This window comes from Methylobacterium sp. CM6247 (assembly GCF_054817925.1).
The window spans coordinates 2,413,517-2,439,839 of record NZ_JBTXKX010000003.1; the positions used below are offsets into that span (position 1 = coordinate 2,413,517).

Below are 26,323 nucleotides of genomic sequence, written 5' to 3' on the forward strand. Positions count from 1 at the left end.
GAGGCGAGCCCGGGATCCAGAACCGTGACGATGCCAGGAATGGGCCGGACCTGCGTTTCTGGATCCTGGGCTCCGCTACGCGGCCCCAGGATGACGCGGGGACATGAACCAGGGCGTCGCCATCGAGGCCGGGCCTTGGGGTGAGCGAAGGCAGGCCCGGATAGGGCCGACATGTCATCGGAGGATTGTCCATGAAGATGAAGAAACTCGGCCGGACCGGCCTCGACGTGTCGCCGCTCTGCCTCGGCTGCATGACCTACGGCATTCCCGAGCGCGGCCCCCATCCCTGGACCATGCGGGAGGACGAGAGCCGGCCGCTCATCCGGCAGGCGATCGAACTCGGCATCAACTTCTTCGACACGGCGAATTACTATTCCGACGGGACCAGCGAGGAGATCGTCGGGCGCGCCCTCAAGGACTTCGCCGACCGCGACAGCGTCGTGCTCGCGACGAAGTGCTATTATCCGCTGAAGGACCAGCCCAATGCCGGCGGCCTCTCCCGCAAGGCGATCTTCGCTTCCATCGATGCCAGCCTGAAGCGGCTCGGCACCGACCATGTCGATCTCCTCCAGATCCATCGCTGGGATTACGGCACGCCCATCGAGGTGACGATGGAGGCGCTCCATGACGTGGTGAAGGCCGGCAAGGCCCGCTATATCGGCGCGTCCTCGATGTACGCCTGGCAATTCGCCAAGGCCCTGTTCACCGCCGATCTCCATGGCTGGACCCGGTTCTCGACGATGCAGGACCATTACAACCTCCTCCACCGCGAGGAGGAGCGCGAGATGCTGCCGCTCTGCGCCGACCAGGGCATCGGTGTCCTGCCCTGGAGCCCGCTGGCGCGCGGGCGCCTGACCCGCGACTGGGACGAGCGCAGCGCGCGCCAGGATTCCGACGAGGTCGGCAAGCGGCTCTATGCCTCCGCAGAGGAGGCCGACCGGGCCATCGTCGGCAAGGTGGCGGAGATCGCGCAAGCGCGGGGCGTGTCGCGGGCGCAGGTGGCTTTGGCCTGGGTGATCCAGAAACCGATCGTCACCGCGCCGATCATCGGGGCGTCGAAACCCAGCCACCTGACCGATGCCGTGGCGGCGCTCGACCTCGCGCTCGATGCCGACGAAATCTCCGCCCTCGAATCGCTCTACACGCCGCACCCCGTCGTCGGCTTCCAGTAAGGCCTTTAGACTAGGAAGGTTCTCCGTCCATGCGCCGCCTGATGCTCCTGCGCCACGCCAAGTCCGACCGTTCGCCGGGCGTGCGCGATATCGACCGTCCGCTGAACCCACGCGGATTCAAGGCCGCGCCGCAGATGGGGGCCTATCTGGCGGCGCAGAATCTGATCCCCCAGAAGGTCGTCGTCTCTCCGTCCTTGCGGACGCGACAGACTTGGGAGGGCATGTTCGCCGCCCTCGGCAATCCCGAGGTCGAGATCGTCGACGCGATCTACGAAGCGCCGGAAAGCGCGCTGCTCAAAGTCATCCGGTCGACGCCCGCCGAAATCCGGACCCTGCTCATGATCGGGCACAATCCCGGGCTGCAGGATCTCTCCCTCGATCTCGTGGGCGACGGCCCCCGCGAGGCGAGGGCGCGGCTCTCGGTGGAATTCCCGACCGCGGCGCTCGCCATCATCGATATCGAGGGCGATGCCTGGACCGGGTTCCGCCCCGGCGCGGGCCGGCTCGAACGGTTCGTCACGCCCAAGGGCCTCGACCGCGATGACGCCGCCTGAGCCTATGTGGCGAGATTGAACGGATCACCGGCTGGGCCGTTGCTCAGTGCCATGGCCCGCCACCGCTGATCCCGTGTTCGTCACCACGCTTCTCGTCCTGATATCCCTGATGCCGCGCATGGGTATCGGCCTCGATGCCGTGAAGTCCGGCGTCGCTCGTGCGGAATCGGCTGTGGCGATGGTTGCCCCTCCCTCCGAGGCCCCGAGTTTTCTCGCCAGCGAGCGGGCAGTGTCGAACTGGCGGGCGGAAGCGGGGGCGGCCCTGCGTCCGGCGTCCCTCGCCCTGGTCGCCCGCTACGCGCCGGTCCCGCCCGCTTTCGTGGCGCGCTGCGTCAAGCTCAACAATTACTGGTGCATCAAGAGCGCCCGGTGGCGGGGCGAGATCGGCAGCGATGCGGAGGGCCATACCGGGTTCGCCAAAGCCGGCGACGGCGCCGACGCGGCGGCCCTCCTGCTCCGGCGCTATTATCGCGAGTTCGGCCGCCGTAACGCCCTGTCCATCGTCCGTCGATGGGCGCCGGCGGAATGCGCTGTTTCGAGCGCCGGGGTTTCGGGTGGTAAGGTCTCCACCGGTCTCGCGCCGCTCGGTCTCGGCAAGACACTCCGGGCCCGCTACCTCGCCCGCCATGCGCGCGGAGGAATGCGCAAGCCCCGCATGGTCGCGCGGGGCGGGCCGCTTCGGGTTCAGCCCTGGTCGCCGCTGGCTAGGATGGCGGGCGCGCAAAAGCCGAGGCCCGTCCGTGTCGCGGGGGCCGCCGAGACGATTGGCCGGCCGGCGATCACGGCGATCATCGCAAGCCCGTCCGAGACCGGGGCGACATCGCCGTCCTCCCGGCTGGCAGACCGGTTCGCGGCGGAATCCGCGGCTTTGCCCGCACTCGCGGCTGGACTACCGGGTCTACGGCTGCAGGATCTGGCGGCACCGGCACCCCTCTGCGGGAACGACGAGGTCCGCATCCGCAATTACGCCACGCGTATCGCCGCCAGCGTCGGCCTCAAGATCGAGGACGATCTGGCGTTGTTCGATGCGGATGGTCGGCCCTCGCCCCGTCTTGCCCCGGTGATGCTCGCCATGTCGGCGGTGGAACTCGGCGTGCTGCGCGCGGGGCCGGATCTGGTCGAGGCCGCCATCGGACGGCTCGTCGCCGCCCAGGGCGATCCCGGCGCGGTGGACCGATGACGCGTCCGGTTCTTGCGTTCGCTTGACGCGCGCGCCACCTCACCCCTGCATTCGCCACCCATCCTCCCCCTCCGGCCAAACGAGACCCTCGCTTCATGATCAGCTTCGCCTCGCGCGCGGGCTCCGCGATCCAGGCCTTCGCCGAGGCATCGAGCGATCTCCTGATCCAGCCGACCCTGAGGCTCGGCGTCACCGGTCTCGCGCGGTCGGGCAAGACGGTGTTCACCACCGCGTTGATCCATCATCTGGTGGAAACCCATGCCCTGCCGGCCTTCGCCCCGGCGCATGAGGGACGGCTGCGCCGGGCCCGCCTCGTGCCGCAACCCGACGACGACATTCCGCGCTTCCCCTACGAGGATCATTTCGCGGCCCTGACGGAGCAGCGCCTGTGGCCGCGCTCCACCGACCGGATCAGCCAGTTCCGCCTCGCCATCGAGTACGAGCGCAAGGGCGGCTGGCGCTCCGGGCCGGGCACGCTGATGCTCGACGTGGTGGATTATCCCGGCGAATGGCTCCTCGACCTCGCGCTGATCGACCAGAGCTACGCGGAATGGTCCGCCGCCACCATCGCGGGCACCCGGCGCACCGGGCGCGCCGCCATCGCGGCGCCCTGGCTGGCGGTGCTGAAGGATCTCGACCCGTCCGGCCCCCTCGACGAGGTCGTGGCCGAGCGGGCGAGCGTCGCCTTCACCGCCTATCTCACCGCGTTGCGCGCCGGGCCGGAATCGGTGGCGACCACGCCGCCGGGCCGCTTCCTCATGCCCGGCGACCTCGCCGGATCGCCGGCTCTGACCTTCGCGCCCCTCGACGGCCTGCCGGAGACCATCGTCCCGAACAGCCTCGCGGGGCTCATGGAGCGGCGGTTCGAGGCCTACAAGGCCAAGGTCGTGGAGCCGTTCTTCCGTAACCACTTCCAGCGGGTGGACCGGCAAATCGTCCTCGTGGACGTGCTCGCCGCCGTCGATGCCGGGCCGGCCGCCCTCGCCGAATTGGAAGAGGCGCTCGACACCGTGCTCCTCAGCTTCCGCATCGGCCGCAATACCATCCTGTCGCGCCTGTTCGCGCCGAGGGCGGACCGCATCATGTTCGCGGCCACCAAAGCGGATCACCTGCACCAGACCAGCCACGACCGACTGGAGGCTTTGCTGCGGCTCCTCGTCTCCCGCGCCATGCGCCGGACCGAGGCGGCCGGCGCTCGCGTCGGCACCGTCGCCCTCGCCTCCGTGCGGGCGACGCGGGAGACCACCGTCCACGATGACGGCATGACCCTGCGCGCGGTCTCGGGAACGCCCGAGGCGGGCGAGCATGTGGGCGACGAGATTTTCGACGGGCGGAGCGAGGCGGCGGTGTTCCCCGGTGAGTTGCCCTCGCGACCCGAATCCGTCCTCGACGGCGCGGTCCCGCCCGGATCGCTCCGCTTTCCCCGCTTTCGCCCCCCGCTGATCCGGCCCGACGCCCATGGCCGCCCCGGCCACCTGCCGCAGATCCGCCTCGACCGGGCGATGCAGTTCCTCATCGGCGACAAGCTGACGTGAGTGCCGGGCCGAGCGAGTCCCCCTCTCCCCGCGCGCGGGGAGAGGGTCGCGGGGACCTCGTCGTCCCCGCGACGAGCGGAGCGAGGGTGAGGGGGCCGGACCGGATGTGGCATTGTCGCAATCGCCCCCTCACCCTCGGCTGCCGCCTCGACGTGCCCCCCGACGAGGGGGGACACGTCCTTCTCCCCGCAGGCGGGGACACGTCCCTCTCCCCGCAGGCGGGGAGAGGGACGCTCGACCGATCTATCCCACTTCGCGACCATGCCATTATCAAAGGTCCGCCCATGACCTCTCCGAACCGTCCCCGCGCCTTCCGCATCCCCGCCGCCGAGCCGGCCGAGGGCCTGGAGGGCATCGTTCCGCCGCCGGTGCCGCCGAACGCGGTCCGGATCGTCGAAGAGCCGTTCGAGATCGTCGAGGCGGCGGACGGCACCGCCGTGCCGGTGGCTCCAGAATCGCGGGCGCCCTGGTTGTCGGTGCTGATGCTGGCTTTGGGCGGCCTCGTCTCCCTCGCGGTCGGCCTGTCGCTGGAGCGGATGATCGCGGACCTGTTCTCCGCCGCGCCCTGGCTCGGCGGCGTCGCCCTGGCCCTGCTCGTCCTCGCGGCCATCGCCTTCCTCGCCCTGGTGATGCGCGAGCTCGCGGGCATCTGGCGCGAGCGCCGGATCGAGAAGCTGCGGGCGAAGGCCATCGAGGCTATCGCCACGCGGGATCACACCGGCGCGCAGGCGGTGGTCGCCGAGCTTTGCGATCTCTACGCCACGAGGACCGGACTCGCGGCCGGCCGCCAGCGCCTAAAAGCTCTGGGCGATACGATTCTCGACGTTGAGGACCGGATCGGGCTCGCCGAGCACGAACTGCTCGAACCCCTCGACCGGCAGGCCCGCAACGCCATCGCCTCGGCCGCCAAGCAAGTCTCGGCGGTGACGGCGCTCAGCCCGCGCGCCATCGTCGACGTGGCCTTCGTGGTCTTTGCCGCCGTGCGCCTCCTGCGCCAGATCGCGACGATCTATGGCGGGCGTCCGGGCTTTCTCGGATTCCTGCGTCTTGCCCGCGCCGCCTTCGCGCATCTCACCGTCACGGGCGGGATGGCGGTGGGCGAGAGCATGATCCAGCAGGTGCTCGGCCTCGGCATCGCCGCGCGGGTCTCGGCGAAGCTCGGCGAGGGCGTGCTCAACGGCCTGATGACCGCCCGGTTCGGCCTCGCCGCCCTGGCCGTCTGCCGCCCGCTCCCCTTCGTCAGGGAGGAGCCGCCGCGCCTGTCGGATGTGGCCGGGGAGCTGCTGAAGCCGATGGGCGGGGCCGAGAAGGAGTGAGCGGCTCAGAGCCCCTTGAGGAAGCCCGCCAGGCGCATCAGCCCTTCGGGCCAGGGACCATGCCCGCTCGCCACGTTGATGTGGCCGGATTCGCCCGCATCGACCAGGGCGGAACCCCAGGAATAGGCGAAGTCCTCGGCCCGGTCATAAGCGCAATAGGGGTCGTTGCGGCTCGCCACCAGCAAGGACGGGAAGGGCAGGGGATCGCGCGGCACCGGCGCGAAATCCGTGACGCTCGATGGCAGGTTCGGCGTCTGCTCCACATCCGGGAACGCCACCAACAGGGCACCCCGCACCTTGCCCTCGGGGAAGGCGGGCGCGGCCTGCACGGAGGCGACCACGCCGAGGCTGTGGGCGATGAGGATCACCGGCCGCGTCGCCGCCTCCACCGCCTCGACGATACGCGCGCGCCAGGAGCCGGCCTCGGGATGGTGCCAATCCTCCTGCTCGACGATGCGGGCATTGGCCATGCGAGCGGCCCAGCCGGCCTGCCAATGGCCGTCTTCCGAGCCTGCGTAGCCGGGGAGGATGAGGATGTCGCAATCGGCGAGCTTCATTCTGCCCCGATAGCGGCTCGCTCGCGCGGCGTCGAGACGGATGAGGGGAATTGGGCAGGCATCGCAGCTTGGGTGAAGTGCCTCCGGGCTGCGAAAGGTGGCGGCCCATCATTTTCATCGAGGGCCCGCGCGGATCGAGGTTTCCCGCGTTAGCCGAGTGTCGCGCTCGTCAGCGTGGCCGGGAGAATGCACATGACGAAGCTCTTCATCGCCAATATCCGCGCAGCCAAGGGCTTTCGCCCGCTGGTCACGGTCCGGGCTGCCGCCGAGGGGGAGGCCAAGGTCTTTCTCGCCGCGGCCTATCCCGACGACGAGATCGTCGATGTGGTCGAGCCGAGCGACTGGGTCAGCGATGCCGATACCGGGTCCGCGCCCGGCGATATCCGCGAGCATGCCGGTGTCGAATGGCAGGCCCCATAAAGCCTCAACGAGACGAGGGGGCGACGGCTTCCCCTCGCTGCCGGCGCGGCTTTCGTCGGCCAGGCACGTAAGATCACGGCCGTCCCAGACCATAGGCCAGCGCCGACACGGCGATGAGGAAGGGCGTCCAGAAATGGACCAGGCCCAGGCCGCTCCACACCGTGAACCGCTCGTTGCAGCCGGTGGTGTTCATCGCGCATCCCAGGGGGACGAGGTAGAAGAACCAGAAGGCCGTCGCCACGAGCAGCGCCAGGCCGAAGATCAACGCGGCGATCCGCATCCTGGCCCTCCTCCCGCACACAGACGCTCTTCGGCATCGGGGTGTCGCGCACTGCCGAACGAATCAATTTCGGTAAGACCGGATGCCGTCACGTCTTATGGGCCTTCCCGCAGGGCATCGACGGCGTGACCGGCGAGGTTTGCCCCCAGGAGCCGCTCCGCGTCGAAGCCCCCCAGCGGCCGAAGGCGGCCGGGCAGGTCGGCGATGTCGCGCTGCCGCCGGAGGGCGGCCTCCCGCGCTGTTGCCAGGGTGACGGCCTCGAACCGGATCGGATCGCCCGGCCGGCTTTGGGCGATGCGGCGCAGATCGGCCGAGATCACCGTCGCGATCTTCGGGTAGCCGCCCGTGGTCTGCCGATCCGCCATCAGCACGATGGGCAGGCCGTTGCCCGGCACCTGAATCGAGCCCATGACGGTGGCGTCGGAGACGATGTTGTAGCCGCCCGCGCCATGGGCGATGGCCGGGCCGTCGAGCTGGTATCCCATCCGGTCGGCGCGATGCGACACGGTGAAGGTCGAGCCCAGCAGCGTGTCGATCCCGCCTTGGGTGAAGCGTTCGGCCTGGGGGCCGAGCAGGACGCGGATCGGTGCATCCCGGTCGAGGGGAACGGCATCGATGGTCCGGTCACCTAGTGCGGTGCTCTCCATCGCGGCGAAGGTCAGATGGTCGCCGGATCGGAACAGACGTCCCTCGACGCCCCCGATGCCCGCGCGGAGATGGAGTGAGATGCTGCCTAGCACGGCACCCGCTTCGAACCCGCCGGCCACGGCCAAGTAGACGAACGCTCCCTCACGCGGCGGGTCCACGATGAGTTCGGCGCCTCGCGCCAAGGTCGCGGTGCGGTGACCGGCAAAGGGTGCGCCTTCGATACGGAGCGTGCAGGGCGCGCCGGCGCAGGCGAACCATCCTTGTTCCGCCTCCACGATGAAGCTCCCGCCGCCGAGCCCGAATTCGAGGACCGGTGCGTCAGGGGCATTGCCCACCAGCGCGTTGGCGGTCGCCATGGCGAGGCGGTCCATCGCACCGGAGCCGGAAAGGCCGTAGCGCTGGTAGCCCTGCCGTCCGCCATCCTGGAGGCTGAGCGCGCCATGGCATCGGCGGATGACGAGACGCGCGGTCACGGCGCGGTCTCGCATTCGACGATGCGCTCACCGGCGCGCGCGGCCCGGTCGAGTTCGTCCCATCTTTCCGGCTCGATGGGCAGGAAGCGGATGGCGTCGCCGGGCTCGAACAGGAAGACCGGGTCGCGGCCCGGTAGAAACGAGCGCACGGGGGTCCGCCCGAGGAGATGCCATCCGCTCGGGGCGGCGATGCTCGCCACCAGAGCCTGCACGCCGCCGATGGAGATCGTACCGGCCGGCGTTACCGGCCTCGGGCTTTCCCGGCGCGAGAGAGCGAGGCTGGGGTCGAGACCGGAGAGATAGGCGTAGCCCGGCAGGAAACCGTTCATGGCCACCCGGTAATCGGCTGCGGCATGCCGGGACACGACCTCGTCGGCGCTCAACCCATGATGGGCGGCGACATCGGCGAGATCGATGCCGAAGGACCCGCCATACACCACCGGGATGCGCCATAACCGGCGTGGCGTCCTCTCGGCGGGGACCGCACCGACCAGGGCGAGGAGCGAGGCTTCGATCCGGTTCGGCTCGGCCGCGCAGGGATCGAGATGGACGGTCAGCGAGCGATAGGTGGGGACGGTCTCTACGAGCCCTGAAATGTCAGCATCCTGCACGGCACGATCGAGGGCCAGGACCATCGCGTTGGCCTCGGGGTCGATGGTCTCACCGAACTCCACGGTGACCGCAGTGTCGCCGCACCAAAGCAGGCGGGGCTGAGGGGCTGACACGGGTCGCGGGGCCTCGCTCGACGCAATCTCCGTCGGCCCCGGGGGCAACCCCGATTCCGACACTCGCTCCAGTCCGAACACAAAAGGGGCGGCGCTGTCGAGCGCCGCCCCTCTTCCGTCGCGAAATTTGGTTCGGAAACCTGCCCTCAGTGCTGGCGCACCGGCGGCACATCCGGCTTGCGGAACGGCTCGGAACCGCCCTGGGTCGTGGTGTTGAGATTCTCTGGGTCGAGCGCGCTCTCCACGAACTCGCGGCCACGGTCGGCGAAGTCGCGGGCGTAGCGGATGCCCTGGTCCTTCACCTCGTCGGACCAATGTCCCACCGTCTCGTCCTCGCGGCGCGTCCTGGGAAGCAGGGCGCCGAGGAGCATTCCCGCCGCGAGGCCGACGACGCCGACGAGAAGCGGGTTCTCGGTGACGAACTGCTCGACATTGGTCTTGCCGCGGTCGAGGCGCTGGCTTCCACGCTCGGCGAACTCGCCGATGCTACGACGGCCGGAGCGGTGGGCGTCCGACGCCCATTCACGCGCGTCGTCATAGGTCCCGGACGCGCGGTCGAGCAACGATTCCGCCTTATCCTTGACGGTGTCGCGCGCATCGAGGGCCGCGGCCTTGGCGCGGTCGGCATAGCCCTCGGCCTTCGACTGGGTATCGTCGGCGAGGTGGCCAGCCTGGTGGCGGAGGTCGCCGGCCGTGGTCCGTGTTTCGCTGCGTGCACGGTCGGAGATGTCGTGGAGCGAACGGGCCGTCTCGTCGCCATGGGGCAGGCCGGCGGAGACGGCGATGTCGTCGGGGAGGGAGCTCTTCGGCCCGCCCGGAATGCTGCTGGAACTCATGGATGCGACTCCTGTCGAATGGGGATGGGGCGGCGATGCCGCTGCCGGATCAGTCGGGTGTCGATCGGCCCGTGATGGCTCAGATCTGGTTTGCTTCGGCCAGGTCCTTCACGGGCTGGCGGGTCGGCTGGTCGGGGTCGTAGGTCTTCGCGGCCACGCCCGGCGTCACCGGCAGCGCACCGTTGGGATCGATGACCGGACGCTTCGTCAGCGTCTGCCGATCCTTGCCGGTGCGATGCAGAAGCCAGCCGATGCCGGCCGCGATGAGCAGAACGGGGACCGGGTTGCGCCGTATCGCATCGAGAGCGCCGTCATAGGCACCGCTCAGCGGGGTCCGGCGGACATTGCCCAGCATGTCGTCGACGATGCTCGGGACAGAGAGCCTGTCCTGAATGCGATCGATGGTCTGATCGAGGCGGGCACGGCTCGCCTCGATGTCCTTTTCGAGATCGTTCAACGATTCACTCATCCCGAAACCCTTTCCGACAACGCACGCGCGTCCTGGCGCATCTGCCGTGTCGTGCGGGTCGGCGCCAGGGTGGAGAGTGACATGGTGCTCCGCCCGATCAGGGCGAAGACGATGGCGATGACCAGAAGCACGCCTCCGACGATGAGAGCGGACAAGGCTTCCGAATGCACTACCGTCGCGAGCCATTTCACCAGGGCGTCCACGAGGACGAACAGGGCGACGACCCCGAAGACGCCGGCACCGACCATCAGCGCGAGGCCGATGAACAGCGTGCGGACGTTGCTCGTCATCTCATTGCGAAAGAGCGCCATCTCCTTGCGCGCGAGTTCGCTGGTCTCGCGCAGGGCATCGCCGACGAGGCTTTGAATGCTGGATTGAGGGGCGTTCGACATGGCGCCCGCCTAGCTTCGGAAGGAATCGCGGGCATCGCGGTCATGCGCGATGCTCGACGACTTGATGAAGCGCGAGACGACGAAGCCGGTCACGAAGGTGGCGACGGCGACGGCCACCGGCGCACGGCGGGCGAAGGCTTCCGCCTCGTCGTAGAACTCGGCGAAACTGCGGTTCTCGATGGAGGAACCGAGCTGCTCGAGTCCCTCGGCGGCGCTGTCGAAGAACGCCTTGATGTTGGGCTGCTCCTCGAAGGATTTACTCGAATCCCGCAGGCCCTGCGCCAGGTCGTTGACGGACTGGGCCGCGTCACCTTTGCGGCGATCGGCATAGTCGGTGGCATGGGCGCGTGCGGCGGCGACGAATCCCCGTCCACGCTCGACGGCCACGTCGGCGATGCCCTCGACATCGCCCTTCAGCGTCCGCCAATCGCCGGTTGGAGTAGCAGCCTCGCCGGAGCCGATCCCGGGGGCGTTCGCCGCGGATGCCGGGCCAGTGGGTTGATTTGCGTTCACGCGCATACTCCTCGATCACTTGTGGTCTGTGTCACCTGTGGCTCTTCAACATCACGGAAACAGACGCGGTTCCGAAGGGAATGCGCTGCGTATGCAATGCTCGGACGGTGGCGCTGCCAACGGTCGGAACCGCCGGCCCGGCGGGATTCACCTAAGCTTACGTTGGGTGCCGGACCGGGCCCATCCTGGCGCTCGACAGCCGCCGAACCGACCGGCGATCCACCGCCGAACCGACATTCATGGTGCTGAACTCTGGCCGCGGGCGGCGCTGTCGGCTAGGTTGGTCGGCGGATTATCAACATACGTAGCCGTATCCGACGGATCACCGCCGGGTTACGCGCGTTGACTGTCGGAATCATCTTGTCCGGTGCGCTTATGGTGCGCCGCACGCTGAGGACCGGAGCCCGCTGAGTGGCACGCCTTGTCATCGTATCGAACCGTGTGGCCATCCCTGAAGACAGCGGGAAATCCGTTGCCGCAGGAGGTTTGGCGGTCGCCGTCAAGGAGGCCTTCACGTCCTATGAAGGACTGTGGTTCGGCTGGAGCGGCAAAGTCGTCGAGGATCCGTCCGAAGAACCCGAACTGATCGATCGCGGTCGCGTTCAATACGCCGTGGTCGACCTGTCGCCTCAGGATCACCGGGAATATTATAGCGGGTTCGCCAACCGTGCGCTCTGGCCGATCATGCATTACCGGCTCGGCCTGGGGGCGTTTTCGCGCTCGGATTACGCCGGTTACCAGCGTGTGAACCGGACCTTTGCGCGGGCTCTCGCCAAGCTGATCGAGCCAGACGACATCATCTGGGTCCACGATTACCACCTGCTGCCGCTCGCATCGGAGCTGCGCGGCCTTGGGATCGCCAACCCCATCGGCTATTTCCACCACATTCCCTGGCCGGCGGCGGACGTATTTAACACGCTGCCCGCCAGCGGTGATCTCCTGCGCGGCATCGCCGATTACGACCTGATCGGCCTCCAAACCGACCCGGACGTCCACAACCTGTCGCGCAATCTCATCGACGAATTGCGGGCCATTCCGCTCGGCGGCGGGTCGCTCATGGTCGATGGGCGCCGGACCCGCATTCGCAGCTTCCCCATCGGCATCGATGTCGCCGGGTTCAAAGAGGCGGCTGAGAATGCCGGCGCCAACAAGACTGTCCGCGAGACGATGGCGGGCCTGCGCACCCGCAAGCTCCTCATCGGCGTCGACCGGCTCGATTATTCCAAGGGCGTGCCCGAGCGGATGGAGGCGGTGGACCGCTTCTTCGCATCGAACCCCGACCAGCGCGGCAACGTCGTCTACCTCCAGATCACGCCTAAATCCCGCACCGAGGTGCCGGAATACGAGGAACTCAGCCGCGAGGTGAACGAGACCGTCGGCGAGATCAACGGCGCGCTAGGCGAGCCGAACTGGACCCCGATCCAGTACGTGACGAAGGCCTATCCGCGTCCTGTCCTGGCGGGTCTCTATCGCGCCGCCCGCGTCGGCCTGGTTACGCCCATGCGCGACGGGATGAATCTGGTCGCCAAGGAATACATCGTCGCCCAGACAGCGGACGATCCGGGCGTGCTCGTGCTGTCGAAATTCGCCGGCGCGTGCCGGCAGCTGCCCGAGGCCCTGCTGGTCAATCCCTATGACCGGTTCGAGGTGGCGGAGGCGATCCGCACGGCGCTCTACATGCCGCGCGGCGAGCGGATCGAGCGCTGGAAGCCCATGGTCGAGCGGATGACGCGCGAAGATGTGGATTGGTGGGCGCGGAATTTCTTGACGGACCTGGAGAACTTCCGCACCGTCGAGCGCGAGCCACCCCGCGCCGCTGCTGCCGCAGAGTAGCCCCCCGTCGTCCTGTTAACGGCGGGGCGAGCGGTACCGGCCAATCAGGCCGGTTGCGGGACAGGGCTCCGGGGTACCGTTCTTGCGTGACCCGCGCCGACGACCGGCCCGCATTCGTTGGGCCTATGCACCTGCGAAAGGCCTCCATGATCGGCATCGACGAAGGCGTACCCGGACCTCTCGGGGCGCATTTCGATGGTCGCGGTGTCAATTTCGCGCTGTTTTCCGAGAACGCCACCGGTGTGGACCTGTGCCTGTTCGAGCCGGGCGAACGCCACGAACATCGCGTCATCCCGCTCCCCTGCCGCACCGACGACGTCTGGCACGGCTATCTGCGCGGCGTGTTTCCGGGCCAGCTCTACGGCTACCGGGTGCACGGCCCCTGGGACCCGGCCAACGGTCATCGTTTCAATCCGGCGAAGCTCGTTCTCGACCCCTATGCGCGCGAGATCCATGGCCGGATCCGTTGGCACGATTCCCTCTACGGTCACCGTCGCGGCCTCCAGCGCGAGGACCAGATCGACCGGCGCGACAGCGCGGCCCTCATGCCGCGCGGCGTGGTGACGGCCCCCGACCTGACCGAACTCGCGATCACGCCGATCCGTCGTCCCCTCGGGCAGACCGTGATCTACGAAGCCCATGTGAAGGCGCTGACACAGCTTCACCCGGCGATTCCCGAGGCGGAGCGCGGCACCTATGCCGCCCTGGCCCATCCGGCGATCATCGAGCACCTGCTGAAGCTGGGTGTGACGGCGATCGAGCTTCTCCCGATCCAGGCCTTCGCCGACGACCGGTTCCTGGTGGAGAAGGGGCTGGTGAATTTCTGGGGCTACTCGCCGCTCGGATATTTCGCGCCGGAGCCGCGCTATCTCGGGGCGGCCGGGGCCGGTGGTCTCAAGGCGGCGATCCGCGAACTCGCCGCCGCCGGGATCGAGGTCATTCTCGACGTCGTCTACAACCATACCTGCGAGGCCGATCATACCGGACCGACCCTGTCGTTCCGGGGCATCGACAATGCCAGCTATTACAAGCTCAACCCGGAGAACCGGCGGCATGAGATCGACTGCACCGGTTGCGGCAACACCCTCGACCTCGACCACCCGCGGGTCATGCAGCTCGTCCTCGACTCCCTGCGGCACTGGGTGACCGCCTATGGTGTGGCGGGGTTCCGCTTCGATCTCGCCACCAGCCTCGGACGCACGCCGCACGATTTCACCCCCAGGGCGGCGTTCTTCCAGGCCATCGCGCAGGACCCGATCCTGTCGCGGGCAAAGATGATCGCAGAGCCGTGGGATATCGGCATGGGCGGCTACCAGCTCGGCGCCTATCCGCGCGGCTGGGCCGAGTGGAACGACCAGTTCCGCGACGGCGTCCGCGCCTTCTGGCGCGGAGACCACGGCATTCTGCCGAAGCTCACGCAGGCCCTGTCCGGCTCGCGGGAGATCTTCTCCGGCTCCGGCCGTTCGCCTTTGGCCAGCATCAACTACGTGGCGAGCCATGACGGCTACACGCTGGCCGACGTCGTCGCCTTCGAGGAGAAGCACAACCACGCCAACGGCGAGGACAATCGCGACGGCCACGGCCACAACCTCTCGCGCAATTACGGCGTCGAGGGTCCCACCGACGATCCTGCGATTCTGAGCCTTCGCGCGCGGCAGAAGCGCAACCTGCTGGCGACGACCTTTCTGGCCCAGGGCGTCCCGATGCTTCTGGCCGGGGACGAGCGGTCGCGGAGCCAGAACGGCAACAACAACGCCTATGCCCAGGACAACGCGATCAACTGGGTCGATTGGGAGAACGATCCGGACCCCGGCCTCACGGCCTTCGTCGCCAACCTCACGGCCTTGCGCCGCGAGCAACCGGCCCTGCGCCGCCTGACCTTCCTGACCGGTGCCGTGATCGGGGAGGGGCCGCTGCGCGACGTCCACTGGCTCTCGCCCTGCGGTGCCGAGATGGACGACGAGGCCTGGGCCGACGGACACCGGCAGGCCTTCGGCATGCAGATCGGCAACGATCTACCGAGCGCGGACCGCCTGCTGATCCTCATCAACGCTGCCGAGGACGCGATCGATTTCACCCTGGCCCCGGTGATCGGCGGGCCGTGGATGGTCGTGTTCGACACGACCCGACCGACGGGCGCAGTCCCGGCCGGGCAGGCCTTGTTCCCCCCCAATGCGCGCCTGCGCCTCGATCCCTGTTCGCTCTACGTCCTGCGCGGAAGACAGGCCGCGTCCTACGAGATCTGAGGGAAGGGGAGGCGGTCCGGTCCGGTCGCTCACGTCCCGATCAGCGGTCGTCCACGCCGCGCCAGGCCGGACGGCGATCCGTCTCGGCCAGGGTGTCGCGCGACGAGCCGGCGAGAGATCCCGCCACCTGCCGGACCAAGCCGTCGGTGGCCTGGCTCAGGGCCTTCTCGCGCGTATCGGCCGGCAACGCTCCCCAGGCGACGGAGACGGATTTCTCCAGCGACGGCGCCGTCATGCGCGCCGCGAGGTCGGGATCGTCGCGGTGGGCGGCGAGGTAGGAGAGGGCACCGATGGCGAGGCAGACGCGGATGAGGAACGACATGGGCTTCCCGGACTGGTTCGGTGTCGGCCGTGAGCGGGCCCGTGCGACCGAGCCTCCGCGCAGAACGTAAAGCCCCCATCACAGGCGTCCTGAAATCCAGAACCATGGTGAACATGGCTTTGCCAGCACCCTTCAGCGAACCGGCATGTGGTGCCCGGCCCTGTGGATAACGGGCGATGTGCCCCGAAAGGGACCTTCCGCCGAATAGGCCTGGTTACGGACCGGAAAGCATCCGCGAACAATCGGAGGGGTCTGCGCAACACTCGCTTAAGTCGGGTCTGCGAGGTTTGGCATCAGTCGAGTTCAAGTCGAACCCGAGTCAAAGTCGAGCAAGGGGCGACGAAGCGGCCTGTTTGGCACTTCGCGCTGTGCGTGTGCGTATTGCGTATCTACAGCGGCCTGGCTTCCCTGATCGATCTCCGGCTCGCCGGACTCGTGCATGAGTCGGTGATCGACGACGATGCCGTGCGGTTCCGGCACGAGCGGTTCCTGGTGTCGCGCCTCGCGACCGGGATCGTGATGATGGCCTGCCTCCCGCCTTATCTGCTCTGGCGGGGCGTCCCCAGCGGTCTCGAAGTTCTGGCCATCGCCAGCCTGATCCTGCCGATCTTCGCCGCCGTGTTCCTGTCGCGGACCGGAATCCTCTGGGTCGCCCATGCGATCTCGTCGGCGGGCCTCACCGGCCTCGTGGTCTGCCTCGCCCAGATGTCGGGCGGGGTGAATTCCGCCGCCGCGATCTGGCTGGTAGCGATCCCGTTGGAAGCCGTCGTGTCCGGCTCGCGCCGCGCGACGCTGGCAGCCGCCTTCATCGCGATGATCGGCGCCCTGGTCGTCGCCTTCCTGCCGCCGGGCAGCATCTCGCTGCCCCTCCTCGACCTGTCCCGCTCCCTCGCGATGCCGGTCTTCGCCATCACGGCCATCGGTCACGTGGCCGCCCAGGCCCTGGAGCATCTGCGCCACGAGGACCGTTGGCTGGCCCGCATGCGCGACAACGAATTGCGCGACCGCATGCTGCTCTCGGCCATCGACGACCTCGTGACCTGGCACGACCGGAACGGTCGCGTCATCGATGCGAGCGCCTCCTCGACACGTTTCGTCGGAATCGAACCGGGGCGCCTGCGCGGACACGGCCTGCTCGACCGCGTCCATGTGGGAGACCGTCCGGCCCTGCTGCAGACGATCAGCGACGTGGCCGCCAGCGGCAAGCCCGCCACCGTCCAGTTCCGGCTGCATCTCGACGCGGCCGCCCAGCGCGCCGAAGGCGAGCCGCGGGTGATCTTCGCCGAGATGCGGGCCCATTGCATCGTCGGCACCCTGTCGGGGATCGAGGGATCGAGCGTGGTTTCCGTGACCCGCGACGTCAGCGAGCACCGTCGCCACGCCGAGGAACTGGAGCGCGCCCGCGCCGAGGCCGAACGCGCCGACGACCTCAAGAGCCGGTTCCTCGCCACCGTCAGCCACGAATTGCGCACGCCCCTCAACGCCATCATCGGCTTCTCGGAAGTCCTCGCCGGGCAAAGCTCCATGACGCTCGGGCCCGAGCGCAGCCGCGAATATGCCGAGATCATCGGCAGTTCCGGTCGCCATCTCTTGGACGTGGTGAACGCGCTCCTCGACATGTCGCGCATCCAGAGCGGCAATTTCGATTACGTCCCCGAGGTGGTGAATGTCGGCGCGCTCGTGCGGACCTGCTGCGACCTGATGCAGCTGAGGGCCGACCAGGGCGGGATCACCCTGGTGCGCGGCACCGACGGGTTGGGGATCGACATCATGGCGGACCCCCGCGCCTGCCGTCAGGTGCTCATCAACCTCCTCTCCAACGCGGTGAAGTTCACCGCGCCCGGCGGGCGGATCGAGGTCTCCGTCCGGCGCAGCGCGGCGCATCTCGACATCGTGGTGGCCGATACCGGGATCGGGATCGGCGCGGACGACCTGCCGCGTATCGGCGCGCCGTTCTTCCAGGCGGGCAGCGGCTACGACCGGACACATGAGGGAACCGGGCTCGGTCTTTCGGTGGTGCAGGGCCTCGTCGGCCTCCATGGCGGCAGCATCTCCATCGAGAGCGCCGAACGTCAGGGCACCAGCGTGACCGTGACGCTTCCCCTCGATTGCCGGCGCGGGTCCAGCACCGCACCGCCGGCCCCGATCCGCACCGGCATCCGCCGTTCGACGCCCCTGCCGAGCCTCGACGGGACGGTGGTGCCGGTGCGCCGACCGATGGGGCTGTTCGACCCCGCCCCCGAGGCGGTGAGCGAACGCTACATACCGATGCAGCGCGCGGGATGAGAAATCTCCGCGACCTCCAAGGCCCCACGCGCGCCTCGTCCCGGCTTCGATGCCCCGGACGAGGCGCGCGCATTCCGTACCGGCACGGCGTTTCGCCGGGGCCGGTTTTCCGTTCCCGGCTCGATCTGTCGGGCCGTCGTCTGCGTTCGAGGGGATAGACCATGCGCGAACCGCTGCCGAAGCGCGACCAGCGCGAGATCATCGTGCCGACCAGGACGGCACAGGCCTCCGCGCCTCGCCGCAAACCCGCCTCCGGTCCCGCCCGGCGGCCCGCCTCCGGCTGGTTCCGGAACGTCGTGCAAGCCGTCGGCGGGTTCGGGCGGTTGTGCCTGCGCCGGCCGGGAGAAGTCCTTGGCTCGGTCGTTGCCATCGGCGCGGTGGCGGCCGTCGCCCTGAATGCGCTCGGCTACCAGGGTGGCCGCCACCCCGCGCCGCTCTTCCCCACCCTCGGCAAGGGTGCCGGCACCACCGCCGCCAAGCCGGCATCCGGCCAGACAGCCGAGCCGGCGAAACTGGCGGAAGCCGCGCCGCGCAAGATCGAGGTGCCGAAGCCCGAGACCGCTCCCGAGCCGAAAGCCGCGCCGGCCATCGAGGCGGCCAAACCCGCGCCCAAGCCCGCGCCGGCGGCGGCGTCGACCAAGCGCGATGTCATCGCCGACATCATCAAGGCCGGGGAAACCACGTCGTCGGTGACGCCGAAACCCGATCAGGCCGTGGCGCAGGCACAGCGCGCCCTGGTGAAACTCGGTTACGGACCGCTCGTCGCCGATGGCGTCCTCGGCCCCGGCACACGGGCGGCCATCGAGAAATTCGAGCGTGACCGCAAGCTCCCGGTCAAGGGCGTCGCCGCCGGCCGCACCTTGCGCGAACTCGCCTCCCGTGCCGGCTCGACCAAGGGATAAGGGTCGGATCCGGCGTTCTGCCTCAGACCTCGGTGTGTGAGGGACTGAGAGCGGCAAAGCCGCTTTCGGTGTCGACGGCGCGTGAACGCGCGAAGCCCCCGCGATGTCGGCGTGGAACGGTCAAACGGCAATCGTCGTTCCTGCCCGCTCGCGCCTCTCTCCTGACGGTTCAGGATTGGCGGAGATTCTGGCCGAACACCGTTTGGCAGTTCCGGCCAACGAGTCCTTTCTCGAGCAGGGCAAGTCCCTGAACGGTCGGCCACGCTCGGGGTAAATAGAACGGCGTGTTAATCTGCCGTTCAGATAGGCACTTTGCTCAAGTAAGCTGTATTTTGTTGGAACGGTATTTGGCAGGTCTCCGTTTATTGCTCCGTAAAGACTACAACAACTGGAGCAACCTTATGTTGAAGCAGATTCGCATCGTCGCCCTCACGACCACGTTCGTCCTCGGTGGCGCTGCCCTGGCGGTCGCGCAGTCGTCGTCCACCGTCGGAACCGGCGGCTCTTCCTCGGGCGGTGGCACCAGTTCTTCGACGGTCGGTACGGGTGGTTCGTCGGCTGGCTCCGGAAGCGGCTCGGGCACGTCCTCGACGCTGGGCACGGGCGGTTCGTCGGCCGGTGGCGGCAACAGCTCCTCGACCGTCGGCACGGGTGGTTCGTCCGCCGGCACGGGTAGCGGCTCGGGCTCGACGGTCGGTACCGGCGGTTCGTCGGCCGGCAAGGGCACCAGCGGCTCGACGGTCGGCACCGGTGGCTCGTCCGCCGGAACGTCCGGCGGCGCCGGCAAGTCCGGCAGCGCTGCTGGCCACGACAAGAGCGGTCCCGGCAATTCCGAGAACGCGCCCGGCCATAACAAGCGCTGAGCCGCAGGTCTGACCTCTCGGGCGCGGTTCTGCGGAGCCGCGCCCATCCCGCTTCCGAGGAGAGTTGCACCATGGCGCGTATGATCCTGCCGCTTCTCGGCGGCGCCCTCGCCATTGCCGGGGTCGCCGCGAGCCATGCCCAGACCAGCACCGTCACCGCGGGACCGAACGGCGTCTCGGGCGGCACGACGGTCACCACCGGGCCGAACGGAAAACCCTGTAAAATCGTCTCGTCCGATGCGGCGAAGAACACCGGAGCGGTGTCGAGTTCAGTCACGGCCGGTCCGGACGGCGTGAAGAGTTCCTCTACCGGGGGCCCGTCCGTCACCACCCGATCCGCCGATGGCACGAGGAGCAGCTCGGCCTCGAGTTCGAGCTCCGGCAACGGCACCACGATGACCACCACCGGAGACGGCGACTGCGTGGTCACCGTTCCCAAGGACAAAAGGTGAGGCTGACATGACGATCACGAAGGTTCTTCCCGCGCTCGCGGCCCTCGGGCTCCTCCTCGCGCCCGCCATCGCCGATGCCCAGACTCGCGGCAGCGCGACGGGCGGCAGCGCCGGTTCCGCCGCCGCCGGCGGCACGTCCGCCTCGACGGTCGGGACGGGCGGCACCTCGACGGGCTCGGACGGCGCGACGGGCTCCTCGCTCGCGACCGGTGGCAGCGCCGCCGGCGGCAAGACAAAGGATCGCTCGCACGTGAACGAGACCGGTAACGGTGGCCTGAACGGACAGGCGAAGGCGATGTCCCATGACGGCGGCACCTTCTCGAAGTCGCAGACCAAGACCAAGGTCCGCGATGGCGAGAGCGTCGAATCCCGCACCAAGACGATGTCGCACGAGCCGGGTTCGAAGCCGGTGAAATCGACCACCACGACCGGTTCGACCGTCGCCCAGTAGGTCTTCCGGGCAGACCCGATCCTGGCGTGCTCAGGCTGGACGCTTCTCTGGAAACCCAACGGGACCGCCCCTCGCAAGGGTGGTCCCGTTTGTGTCTGATCCAGGCGCAGGAGCCTCGTCGATCAACCCGGCACCGGTCGATTTATAGACCCGAGACGGGCGATCGCCATCGAGCGTCGGATCAGATCCGGGAATTGGTCCACGGAGGCAGATGCTTGCGCCAATCCATCGGTGCTATAGGCGGGCCATGCCTCGCCTGCGCTCCGATTTCTGGGTCTCGGCCCATCTCCGCCGTCTCGCCGTCGAGGGGATCGACGCGGTGCAGCGCCGGCGCGGTGCGCCCGAGGCGGGAGCCATCTTCGTGAAGGTCGACCGTCTGGATGGCCGGGCCGACCTTTATGGTCCGGCACCCCAATCGCTCGTCGATACCGGGGACGGGGCGGACCGCAGCTTCGTCCGGCTGATGAGCGAAGCCTCGCCGCCCGATGTCGAACTCCGCATCGGCAAGGAAGTGCGTTTCGACGACGATCTCTGGATCATCGAGATCGACGACCGCGCAGGCCGCCACCATCTCGATCTCGTCGAATAGAACGACGCGGGCTCCGGCGGACCGTCAGGCCGTTCCGGACTGCCGCACCCTGCCGGGAAGGGCCGGGCGTAGCGGGGCGCGCTCGGTGGCGGGCATGCTGGGACGCACCGCGTCGGGGGCCGCGTAGGGCTGGTGGGCGGAGCCGCCGTTGAGCCGCTCGGCCAGCGGCATGTCGAGAACCGCGCAGAGAAGGTCTCGGGCCGCACCGCGCGGGATGGTGCGGAACAGCTTCACCAGATCGTAGACCCGGTCCACGGAGCGGGCCACGGTCTCGTTGAGGGTGAGGAAGACATACACCGCCTCTTCCTCGTGCAGCCCGACCGCGCGAAGCGCCAGGGTCAGGAGGTCGTAGCGGCGGCTCGGGTCGGGTGTCCCGGCGAGAAAATTGCGCTGCAGCCCGAGCATGTCCGACAGTGCGCCGACGAAGCCGGCCACATCCTTGCGCCCGGAGAAACCGGTGAGGATGGCTCCGGCCTCGCGCGGCAGGGGAGGCGCGGGCCGAAGTGCGGCGCGCGAGCCTACCGCCCGGCCGATCGCCTCGCGGAGTTCCTCGTCGGAGTACAGAAACAGCGGTCCGAGATCGCCAGGAGCGAGGTCGGGACGGGCGAGCAGCGCCTGGGCCAGGTCCGGCCTGGTTCTAGCGCGACCGACCAGGAGCGCGACGGTGGTGCCCTGAAGGCTGAGCTGCCAGTTCTCGGCAAGGGCGAGATCGATGGCCGCGACGTCGCGGGAGGCCATCTCGTCGATGAGGCTGCGGCTCAGATCGGCCCGTCGGGCGATGGCGACGGCGATGTCCGACCCGTCCGCCAGTGCGGCCTCGATCACGAGCGCCGACAGGTCCGGCGCCTGCGCGATCACCAGATCCCTGATCTCGCCGCCGCGTGCGGCGAGTGCGGCGAGGACGGATTGCGGGGTCGCGGGGAAGGGCGCCAGCTTGCGCGCCACGATCTCGGCCGTCTCGTCGTCGACGGTCGGGATCAGGCCGCCGGCCAGGGATTCGAAGGCCTCCACCGTCTTCCTGTCCCGCGCGGTCGCGGTGAGGAAGAGATCGGTCTGCACTCGGAGGATGACAGGTTTCAGATCGAGGTCACCGAGACGCGACAGTTCGATCAGGCCGGAGAAGTCCGGCGCATCGTCGAGAGATGGGGACATGGCACTTCGTTTACGCAGAACTCGCTGGACACAGCTTTAGCGAGCTTGCGTGAACCGACCTTTAAAGGGAGACGCCGCCGCGCCGCCCTTCTTGCCCCATTGCGGGATCAGCCGACCAGACGCGCCTTGTTCTCTGACGTGGAATCGGAACCCTTCGGCGGGGGGAATACCACCGGTGTCACGGCACCGGGTGCCATCGGACCCGTGGCCGGCGCGGAGGGTTTCGACACCATCGCGGCGCCGTTCACCGGCTGGGGTTCGGCGGGTTTCGCAGGTGACGCGACGGGCGCAGGCACCGGTGCCGGCATCTCGCTGCCCTGCAGGGCAGGCGCGAGGGCCGGTTGGCTGCGATCGTCCTTGTCGACGAGGTCGCCGGTGACATCGTCGCTGGAGGGCCCTTCGAGCAACTCGGTCGGCGCCTTCCAGACGAAAGCGTCGAGATGGCCGGTGACCGGCGAGACCGGCGCCCAGCGCTCCGAGGCGATCCCGTCCGCGATCCACATCGGGTCGCGCGGGGCGTGGGCGGCCTTGGCCAGCCATTCGCGTGCCCGGCCTGTTCCCGCACCGTGCTCGGCCTCTTCGATCTTCGCCATGGCGAGGCAGGTGCGGACGGTCGGACGCTCGGCGAGAAGGGGCGCCAGCGCTTCACGGGCCTTGCCGAATTCCTGCGCCTCCAAGGCGGCCTGCGCCATGGCGAGCCGGGCTTCGGGGTGCCAAGTGGAAATCTTGGCGAGGGTTTCGGCCCGGGCGAGTCGGTCGCGCACGGAATCGCCCACGCGCAGGCCGAGATAGACCTTGGCGAGGTCCGGGTGGGGATTGGCGCGCCAGGCCGCTTCGACGATCTTGGCCGCTTTCCTCAGGTCGCCGCGCCGCGCGAGCAGGCGTCCGGCGATGCAGGCGGCCGGGACGAGATCGGGCGCGAGCTTGACCGCGTCCAGGGCACGCTGCGTCGCCGCTTCGGGCTCGCCGGCCTCGCGGGTCTGTGCGGCGGCGGTGAGAAGGACCGCGCGCTGGCGACGGGCGAGCCCCTTCTCGATGAGGCCGAGGGAGGCACGGCGCTCCACCGTCTCGACGGCGCCGCTCCAATCGCCATCCGCGCATTGCGCCTCGAGCACGGCCTCGTTGGCCCAGGTGACGCTGGGTGCGAGGCGCGCGGCCTCGGACGCATAGGCACGGGCGGCCACGTCGTCCTCGCGACGGCGGGCCTCCACGAACAGCCCGCGCAGGCCGAGCACCCGCGTCTCGGGATCGTTGACCATGCGCTGGAACGCGTGTTCCGCCGCCTCGCGGTCACCGGAGATCTGCGCGGCCTGCGCCTTCAGGAGAAGCGCCAGCGGCTCGGCACCGAGCAGACGCTCGGCGTCGCTGGCATGGCGACGCGCCGCCAGGGGATCGCCCGAGCCGACCGCGACCATGCCCCGCGAGAGGGCGGAGAAACCCTTGGCCCGGCGACGCTCCTTGGAGCCACGGACCAGGGCCTCGGGAAGCGTGATGATTCCCCTCACCACGGCCCAGATGAACCCGATGACGATGGCTGCGATGAGCACCCCGATCAGGGCGATGGCGAGGCTCGTGGCGACCTCGTACCCGTTCCACACGATGGTGACCGTGCCGGGCCGGTCGGCGATCCATGTCGCCCCGAAGGCGGCAATGGCGAGGAGGGCTAGAAAGGCGAGGGCGCGCCACATGGGATCACGAACTCCGGAAGGTGGCGTCGGCCGGGGAGGGGACGCGAGTATCGGGAAAGGCGGGCAAGCTGCGCCCGCACACAATGATCGAGACGACGCCGCCCGGCGATCCGCGCGGACGGACGGACCTCACCGGGCGGTACCGGTCGATGGCAAGGCCTTGAACGCGTCCGCCAGCAGCATCCGCGCGGCGTCACCGGCCGCGGCCCGTGAGGCGAGCTTGGTGCCGAACTCGCCGAACTGCCCGCGCACATCCTCGGGCAGGCCGGCAAAGGCCTTGGCCGCCTCGGCAATGGCACCGCGATCCAGGGCATCCTGCACCTTCGGCACGGCATCCTCGGTGACGGTTTCGCCGGGCTTTGCCGGCGCGTCGACCTTGCGGACCTGGACGATGGATTCCGCCATGCTCATCAGGCGCTGCTTGATGTCGCCTGTCTCGGCCACCGATTTCGCCTGGGCCGCCTTGCGGTTCGCGGCGATCCGCTCGGCGATGGGACGGAACTCGGCGGCGAGAGACGCGGCCGTCGGAGCGCCCTTGTCGGCGAAGGCCGCGACAGCGCTGAGCCGTGCCGGATCGCCGGGTTCGGAGCTGCGCAGGGCCGCCAGCGCATCGGCATAGGGCGAGCCGGTGTTCAGCGCACCGACGATGCGGTCCGCCGCGACGACCCGCATGGCGGCCTGGACGGTGGAGGCCTCCGCGCGGCTGGCCAGGGCCTGATCGAGGCCGGCGATCTTCTCGGATTGGGCCTGGATGAGCCGCTCCACGCCCTTGGCCGCTTCGGCCGCCTGCGCCTTGTTGGCGTCGACCGCCTGCTGGCTGGCCTGCGTCGCGGTCTGGACCGCTTCCGTCGCGGCCTTCACCCGGCTCTCGAGGGTTTGCTGCAGGCTCGCGAGCTTCTGGTTCAGCGCTTCCCCGGCCTCGGCATTTGCCTTGGTTCGCGTCTCGAGTTCACCCTTCAGGGCGGTGACCTGGCTCGCAAGGCCGTCGTTGGCGGCGGGCTTGGCGACGGTGTCGACCTTGCCCTCGACGGCCTTCAGTCTGTCCTCGAGACCGGTCAGCGTCTGGGGGGTGATGGCGGTGAGACCGGCATTGCCGGATTGGTCGCGTCCCGGCTCTTCCTGTAGAGCCGCCACGCGCTGGTCGAGCCCATCGAGACGGGCCATGAGATCCGGCGGCAGGGTCGCGGCTGGCGCGGATCCGTCACCGGTCGGTGCCGTAGTCGGTACCGCGGACACAGATCCCGCCTTCTGCAGCGCCTCCTTGGCGGTGGCATCGGCCGAGCGAATGGACTCTTGCAGCGGCTTCAGGCCGGCCTCGTTGGCGCCGATGCGCTTGTCGAGGGCGGCGAGGGCGTCCTTCGGCGCGAGCGCGGCGATCTTCTGGTCGAGGGCGGCGATGCGACCGTCCTCCGCGACGCCCAGGGCACCGGAGCGCTCCACGGCGAAAAGCAGGCCGGCACCGATAACTCCACCGAGGAGCCCGGCCGTGGCGACCGAGCCGAAGCCCGCGCCGCCGCGCTTGGGTTCGGGCGCGGTTACGGCCGGACCGATCTTAGGCGTCGTCGAACCGGCGCTCTTCGCGTCGGAGGGCGCGGACGGCTTGTCCGGGCTGCCCGTGAAAGTGGTGGAGCCCGAGGGTTTCGTCGCGCTCGAAGCAGGACTGGTCTTGGTGGCCTCTGTCGGATCGGAAATCCGCTTCGCCTTCAGGTCGATGATCGGCCCGTCGGTGATCTCCGCCTTCTGCGGCGTGGATTGCGGGCCGCTGGCGGCCGCCCCGGTCTTCGGCGCATCGCTACGCATTGATGACGGATTGCTTGCCGCCGCACCCGCGCCGATGGGGCCGGAACCGGCGGGTTTCACGGGCTCCGACTTCGCCGGATCGGGCTTGGACAAATCGGGCTTGGGGCCACCGGCCTTGCCGGCGTCGAAGCTCGATGCGGCAGATTTCGGCGGCTCGGATTTGACGGGCTCCGCCTTCGGCGCATCCGCTTTCACGGGGCTGGACGGAGACGTGCCCGCCTTCGCGGCATCGGGCTTCTGGTCAGCCGGCTTCACGTCGGCCGGCTTGCCGTCCGAAGGTTTGGCGACCGTCGATACCGGTGTCGTGCTGGCGACAGGCGTCTCGGCCTTGGCCGGCTGGGCCTGTGATCCTACGGGCGGCACGATGGCCTTTGCTTCGCCTGAACTTGCGGAGCCGGGATTCGAAGAGCCAGGATTCGTCGAGCCCGGCTTGGCGGTGGCAGGATTCGTGGAGGCAGCACTCGTGGAGCCGGGAATCGGCGTGCCGGGCTTGCCCATTTCAGGCTTTCCCGTCTCAGGCTTGCTGGTTTCGGGCTTGCCGGTCTCGGGTTTGGGGCCGTTCGCCCCGGTGGGCGTTCCTGGACCTTTTCCGTCGCTGTTGGGTGGATTCACGGGCTTCTTGCTCCCTTCCCGACTTTCGTCTGCCGCATTCCGCAACCTGGCGCGTTC

26 protein-coding genes are annotated in these 26,323 nt (G+C 68.9%); 14 read left to right on the forward strand and 12 right to left on the reverse strand.

Annotated elements, in window-relative coordinates:
• Window positions 1–191 precede the first annotated feature (191 nt).
• The 5 genes from ACYQOP_RS12085 (at window position 192) to ACYQOP_RS12105 (ending at window position 5,757) form a co-directional block, all read left to right on the forward strand.
• Entirely contained in the window at window positions 192–1,172 is a 981-nt protein-coding gene (locus tag ACYQOP_RS12085) for an aldo/keto reductase (RefSeq protein WP_461222499.1), read from the forward strand.
• A 29-nt stretch (window positions 1,173–1,201) separates the two neighbouring features.
• Entirely contained in the window at window positions 1,202–1,726 is a 525-nt protein-coding gene (locus ACYQOP_RS12090) for a SixA phosphatase family protein (protein WP_461222500.1), read from the forward strand.
• Window positions 1,727–1,799: 73 nt separating this feature from the next.
• On the forward strand, window positions 1,800–2,906 hold the full coding sequence (locus ACYQOP_RS12095; protein ID WP_461222501.1) for a hypothetical protein: 1,107 nt from the start codon (window positions 1,800–1,802) through the stop codon (window positions 2,904–2,906).
• 95 nt (window positions 2,907–3,001) lie between these two features.
• A complete protein-coding gene (locus ACYQOP_RS12100) occupies window positions 3,002–4,441 on the forward strand; it encodes a YcjX family GTP-binding protein (protein WP_461222502.1) in 1,440 nt (479 codons plus the stop codon).
• A 284-nt stretch (window positions 4,442–4,725) separates the two neighbouring features.
• Window positions 4,726–5,757, forward strand: coding sequence for a YcjF family protein (locus ACYQOP_RS12105; protein WP_461222503.1), 1,032 nt, complete (start codon window positions 4,726–4,728; stop codon window positions 5,755–5,757).
• 5 nt (window positions 5,758–5,762) lie between these two features.
• Here ACYQOP_RS12105 and ACYQOP_RS12110 read toward each other — a convergent pair whose 3' ends face one another.
• Window positions 5,763–6,314: an RBBP9/YdeN family alpha/beta hydrolase gene (locus ACYQOP_RS12110; protein ID WP_056426103.1), complete on the reverse strand. Its 552-nt coding sequence runs from the start codon at window positions 6,312–6,314 to the stop codon at window positions 5,763–5,765.
• A gap of 192 nt (window positions 6,315–6,506) precedes the next feature.
• Between ACYQOP_RS12110 and ACYQOP_RS12115 the strand changes: the two genes are divergently transcribed.
• Complete coding sequence (locus tag ACYQOP_RS12115) at window positions 6,507–6,734, forward strand: hypothetical protein (protein WP_056426098.1); 228 nt, start codon at window positions 6,507–6,509, stop codon at window positions 6,732–6,734.
• Window positions 6,735–6,807: 73 nt separating this feature from the next.
• Here the strand turns inward: ACYQOP_RS12115 and ACYQOP_RS12120 are convergent, their stop codons facing one another.
• The 7 genes from ACYQOP_RS12120 to ACYQOP_RS12150 all read right to left on the reverse strand — a co-directional run bounded on the left by ACYQOP_RS12120 (window position 6,808) and on the right by ACYQOP_RS12150 (window position 11,076).
• Window positions 6,808–7,014, reverse strand: a complete 207-nt coding sequence (locus tag ACYQOP_RS12120) for a hypothetical protein (protein ID WP_419951134.1) — start codon at window positions 7,012–7,014, stop codon at window positions 6,808–6,810.
• A 95-nt stretch (window positions 7,015–7,109) separates the two neighbouring features.
• Window positions 7,110–8,135, reverse strand: a complete 1,026-nt coding sequence (locus tag ACYQOP_RS12125) for a 5-oxoprolinase subunit C family protein (RefSeq protein WP_461222504.1) — start codon at window positions 8,133–8,135, stop codon at window positions 7,110–7,112.
• On the reverse strand, window positions 8,132–8,860 hold the full coding sequence (gene pxpB / locus ACYQOP_RS12130) for a 5-oxoprolinase subunit PxpB (RefSeq protein WP_461222505.1): 729 nt from the start codon (window positions 8,858–8,860) through the stop codon (window positions 8,132–8,134). Before pxpB ends, ACYQOP_RS12125 begins: the two co-directional genes overlap by 4 nt.
• Window positions 8,861–9,006: 146 nt before the next feature.
• Entirely contained in the window at window positions 9,007–9,696 is a 690-nt protein-coding gene (locus tag ACYQOP_RS12135; protein WP_056452297.1) for a CsbD family protein, read from the reverse strand.
• 79 nt (window positions 9,697–9,775) lie between these two features.
• Entirely contained in the window at window positions 9,776–10,165 is a 390-nt protein-coding gene (locus ACYQOP_RS12140) for a DUF3618 domain-containing protein (protein WP_461222506.1), read from the reverse strand.
• The gene (locus ACYQOP_RS12145) at window positions 10,162–10,557 is read right to left on the reverse strand and encodes a phage holin family protein (RefSeq protein ID WP_056426085.1); all 396 of its coding nucleotides are present in this window, start codon (window positions 10,555–10,557) and stop codon (window positions 10,162–10,164) included. Before ACYQOP_RS12145 ends, ACYQOP_RS12140 begins: the two co-directional genes overlap by 4 nt.
• Before the next feature lie 9 nt (window positions 10,558–10,566).
• Entirely contained in the window at window positions 10,567–11,076 is a 510-nt protein-coding gene (locus ACYQOP_RS12150; protein WP_156467727.1) for a hypothetical protein, read from the reverse strand.
• A 405-nt stretch (window positions 11,077–11,481) separates the two neighbouring features.
• Between ACYQOP_RS12150 and ACYQOP_RS12155 the strand changes: the two genes are divergently transcribed.
• Together ACYQOP_RS12155 and glgX are read left to right on the forward strand one after the other, a co-directional pair.
• Window positions 11,482–12,903, forward strand: coding sequence for an alpha,alpha-trehalose-phosphate synthase (UDP-forming) (locus tag ACYQOP_RS12155; RefSeq protein ID WP_056426081.1), 1,422 nt, complete (start codon window positions 11,482–11,484; stop codon window positions 12,901–12,903).
• 146 nt (window positions 12,904–13,049) lie between these two features.
• Window positions 13,050–15,149, forward strand: coding sequence for a glycogen debranching protein GlgX (gene glgX / locus ACYQOP_RS12160; RefSeq protein WP_461222507.1), 2,100 nt, complete (start codon window positions 13,050–13,052; stop codon window positions 15,147–15,149).
• A 40-nt stretch (window positions 15,150–15,189) separates the two neighbouring features.
• Here the strand turns inward: glgX and ACYQOP_RS12165 are convergent, their stop codons facing one another.
• Window positions 15,190–15,471 (reverse strand): hypothetical protein, encoded by a 282-nt coding sequence (locus ACYQOP_RS12165; protein WP_207411694.1) that lies wholly within the window; start codon window positions 15,469–15,471, stop codon window positions 15,190–15,192.
• A 372-nt stretch (window positions 15,472–15,843) separates the two neighbouring features.
• On the opposite strand from ACYQOP_RS12165, the gene ACYQOP_RS12170 reads away from it, so the two are divergent.
• From ACYQOP_RS12170 to ACYQOP_RS12195, 6 genes are all read left to right on the forward strand, one after another.
• The gene (locus ACYQOP_RS12170; protein ID WP_056426076.1) at window positions 15,844–17,757 is read left to right on the forward strand and encodes a sensor histidine kinase; all 1,914 of its coding nucleotides are present in this window, start codon (window positions 15,844–15,846) and stop codon (window positions 17,755–17,757) included.
• Window positions 17,758–17,918: 161 nt separating this feature from the next.
• The gene (locus tag ACYQOP_RS12175) at window positions 17,919–18,659 is read left to right on the forward strand and encodes a peptidoglycan-binding domain-containing protein (protein WP_461222508.1); all 741 of its coding nucleotides are present in this window, start codon (window positions 17,919–17,921) and stop codon (window positions 18,657–18,659) included.
• Between the two features lie 401 nt (window positions 18,660–19,060).
• Window positions 19,061–19,522: a hypothetical protein gene (locus ACYQOP_RS12180; protein ID WP_461222509.1), complete on the forward strand. Its 462-nt coding sequence runs from the start codon at window positions 19,061–19,063 to the stop codon at window positions 19,520–19,522.
• A gap of 71 nt (window positions 19,523–19,593) precedes the next feature.
• Window positions 19,594–19,974, forward strand: a complete 381-nt coding sequence (locus tag ACYQOP_RS12185; protein WP_461222510.1) for a glycosyl hydrolase — start codon at window positions 19,594–19,596, stop codon at window positions 19,972–19,974.
• Window positions 19,975–19,981: 7 nt separating this feature from the next.
• Window positions 19,982–20,425 (forward strand): hypothetical protein, encoded by a 444-nt coding sequence (locus tag ACYQOP_RS12190; protein WP_461222511.1) that lies wholly within the window; start codon window positions 19,982–19,984, stop codon window positions 20,423–20,425.
• Between the two features lie 247 nt (window positions 20,426–20,672).
• Window positions 20,673–21,014, forward strand: coding sequence for a DUF1491 family protein (locus tag ACYQOP_RS12195; RefSeq protein WP_461222512.1), 342 nt, complete (start codon window positions 20,673–20,675; stop codon window positions 21,012–21,014).
• A gap of 24 nt (window positions 21,015–21,038) precedes the next feature.
• Here the strand turns inward: ACYQOP_RS12195 and ACYQOP_RS12200 are convergent, their stop codons facing one another.
• From ACYQOP_RS12200 to ACYQOP_RS12210, 3 genes are all read right to left on the reverse strand, one after another.
• On the reverse strand, window positions 21,039–22,166 hold the full coding sequence (locus ACYQOP_RS12200) for a DUF2336 domain-containing protein (RefSeq protein ID WP_461222513.1): 1,128 nt from the start codon (window positions 22,164–22,166) through the stop codon (window positions 21,039–21,041).
• Window positions 22,167–22,273: 107 nt separating this feature from the next.
• Window positions 22,274–23,854, reverse strand: coding sequence for a heme biosynthesis HemY N-terminal domain-containing protein (locus ACYQOP_RS12205; RefSeq protein WP_461222514.1), 1,581 nt, complete (start codon window positions 23,852–23,854; stop codon window positions 22,274–22,276).
• 129 nt (window positions 23,855–23,983) lie between these two features.
• Entirely contained in the window at window positions 23,984–26,266 is a 2,283-nt protein-coding gene (locus tag ACYQOP_RS12210; protein ID WP_461222515.1) for a COG4223 family protein, read from the reverse strand.
• Between the last annotated feature and the right edge of the window lie 57 nt (window positions 26,267–26,323).

Excerpts from the sequence above, each read along its gene's own strand:
- ACYQOP_RS12190 (WP_461222511.1), top strand. The coding sequence starts at position 19,982 with ATGACGATCACGAAGGTTCTTCCCGCGCTCGCGGCCCTCGGGCTCCTC.
- ACYQOP_RS12140 (WP_461222506.1), bottom strand. The coding sequence starts at position 10,165 with ATGAGTGAATCGTTGAACGATCTCGAAAAGGACATCGAGGCGAGCCGT.
- ACYQOP_RS12200 (WP_461222513.1), bottom strand. The coding sequence starts at position 22,166 with ATGTCCCCATCTCTCGACGATGCGCCGGACTTCTCCGGCCTGATCGAA.
- ACYQOP_RS12135 (WP_056452297.1), bottom strand. The coding sequence starts at position 9,696 with ATGAGTTCCAGCAGCATTCCGGGCGGGCCGAAGAGCTCCCTCCCCGAC.
- ACYQOP_RS12090 (WP_461222500.1), top strand. The coding sequence starts at position 1,202 with ATGCGCCGCCTGATGCTCCTGCGCCACGCCAAGTCCGACCGTTCGCCG.
- ACYQOP_RS12165 (WP_207411694.1), bottom strand. The coding sequence starts at position 15,471 with ATGTCGTTCCTCATCCGCGTCTGCCTCGCCATCGGTGCCCTCTCCTAC.
- ACYQOP_RS12105 (WP_461222503.1), top strand. The coding sequence starts at position 4,726 with ATGACCTCTCCGAACCGTCCCCGCGCCTTCCGCATCCCCGCCGCCGAG.
- ACYQOP_RS12100 (WP_461222502.1), top strand. The coding sequence starts at position 3,002 with ATGATCAGCTTCGCCTCGCGCGCGGGCTCCGCGATCCAGGCCTTCGCC.
- ACYQOP_RS12110 (WP_056426103.1), bottom strand. The coding sequence starts at position 6,314 with ATGAAGCTCGCCGATTGCGACATCCTCATCCTCCCCGGCTACGCAGGC.
- ACYQOP_RS12195 (WP_461222512.1), top strand. The coding sequence starts at position 20,673 with ATGCCTCGCCTGCGCTCCGATTTCTGGGTCTCGGCCCATCTCCGCCGT.
- ACYQOP_RS12185 (WP_461222510.1), top strand. The coding sequence starts at position 19,594 with ATGGCGCGTATGATCCTGCCGCTTCTCGGCGGCGCCCTCGCCATTGCC.
- glgX (WP_461222507.1), top strand. The coding sequence starts at position 13,050 with ATGATCGGCATCGACGAAGGCGTACCCGGACCTCTCGGGGCGCATTTC.
- ACYQOP_RS12205 (WP_461222514.1), bottom strand. The coding sequence starts at position 23,854 with ATGTGGCGCGCCCTCGCCTTTCTAGCCCTCCTCGCCATTGCCGCCTTC.
- ACYQOP_RS12180 (WP_461222509.1), top strand. The coding sequence starts at position 19,061 with ATGTTGAAGCAGATTCGCATCGTCGCCCTCACGACCACGTTCGTCCTC.
- ACYQOP_RS12145 (WP_056426085.1), bottom strand. The coding sequence starts at position 10,557 with ATGTCGAACGCCCCTCAATCCAGCATTCAAAGCCTCGTCGGCGATGCC.
- ACYQOP_RS12120 (WP_419951134.1), bottom strand. The coding sequence starts at position 7,014 with ATGCGGATCGCCGCGTTGATCTTCGGCCTGGCGCTGCTCGTGGCGACG.
- ACYQOP_RS12085 (WP_461222499.1), top strand. The coding sequence starts at position 192 with ATGAAGATGAAGAAACTCGGCCGGACCGGCCTCGACGTGTCGCCGCTC.
- ACYQOP_RS12150 (WP_156467727.1), bottom strand. The coding sequence starts at position 11,076 with ATGCGCGTGAACGCAAATCAACCCACTGGCCCGGCATCCGCGGCGAAC.
- ACYQOP_RS12175 (WP_461222508.1), top strand. The coding sequence starts at position 17,919 with ATGCGCGAACCGCTGCCGAAGCGCGACCAGCGCGAGATCATCGTGCCG.
- ACYQOP_RS12115 (WP_056426098.1), top strand. The coding sequence starts at position 6,507 with ATGACGAAGCTCTTCATCGCCAATATCCGCGCAGCCAAGGGCTTTCGC.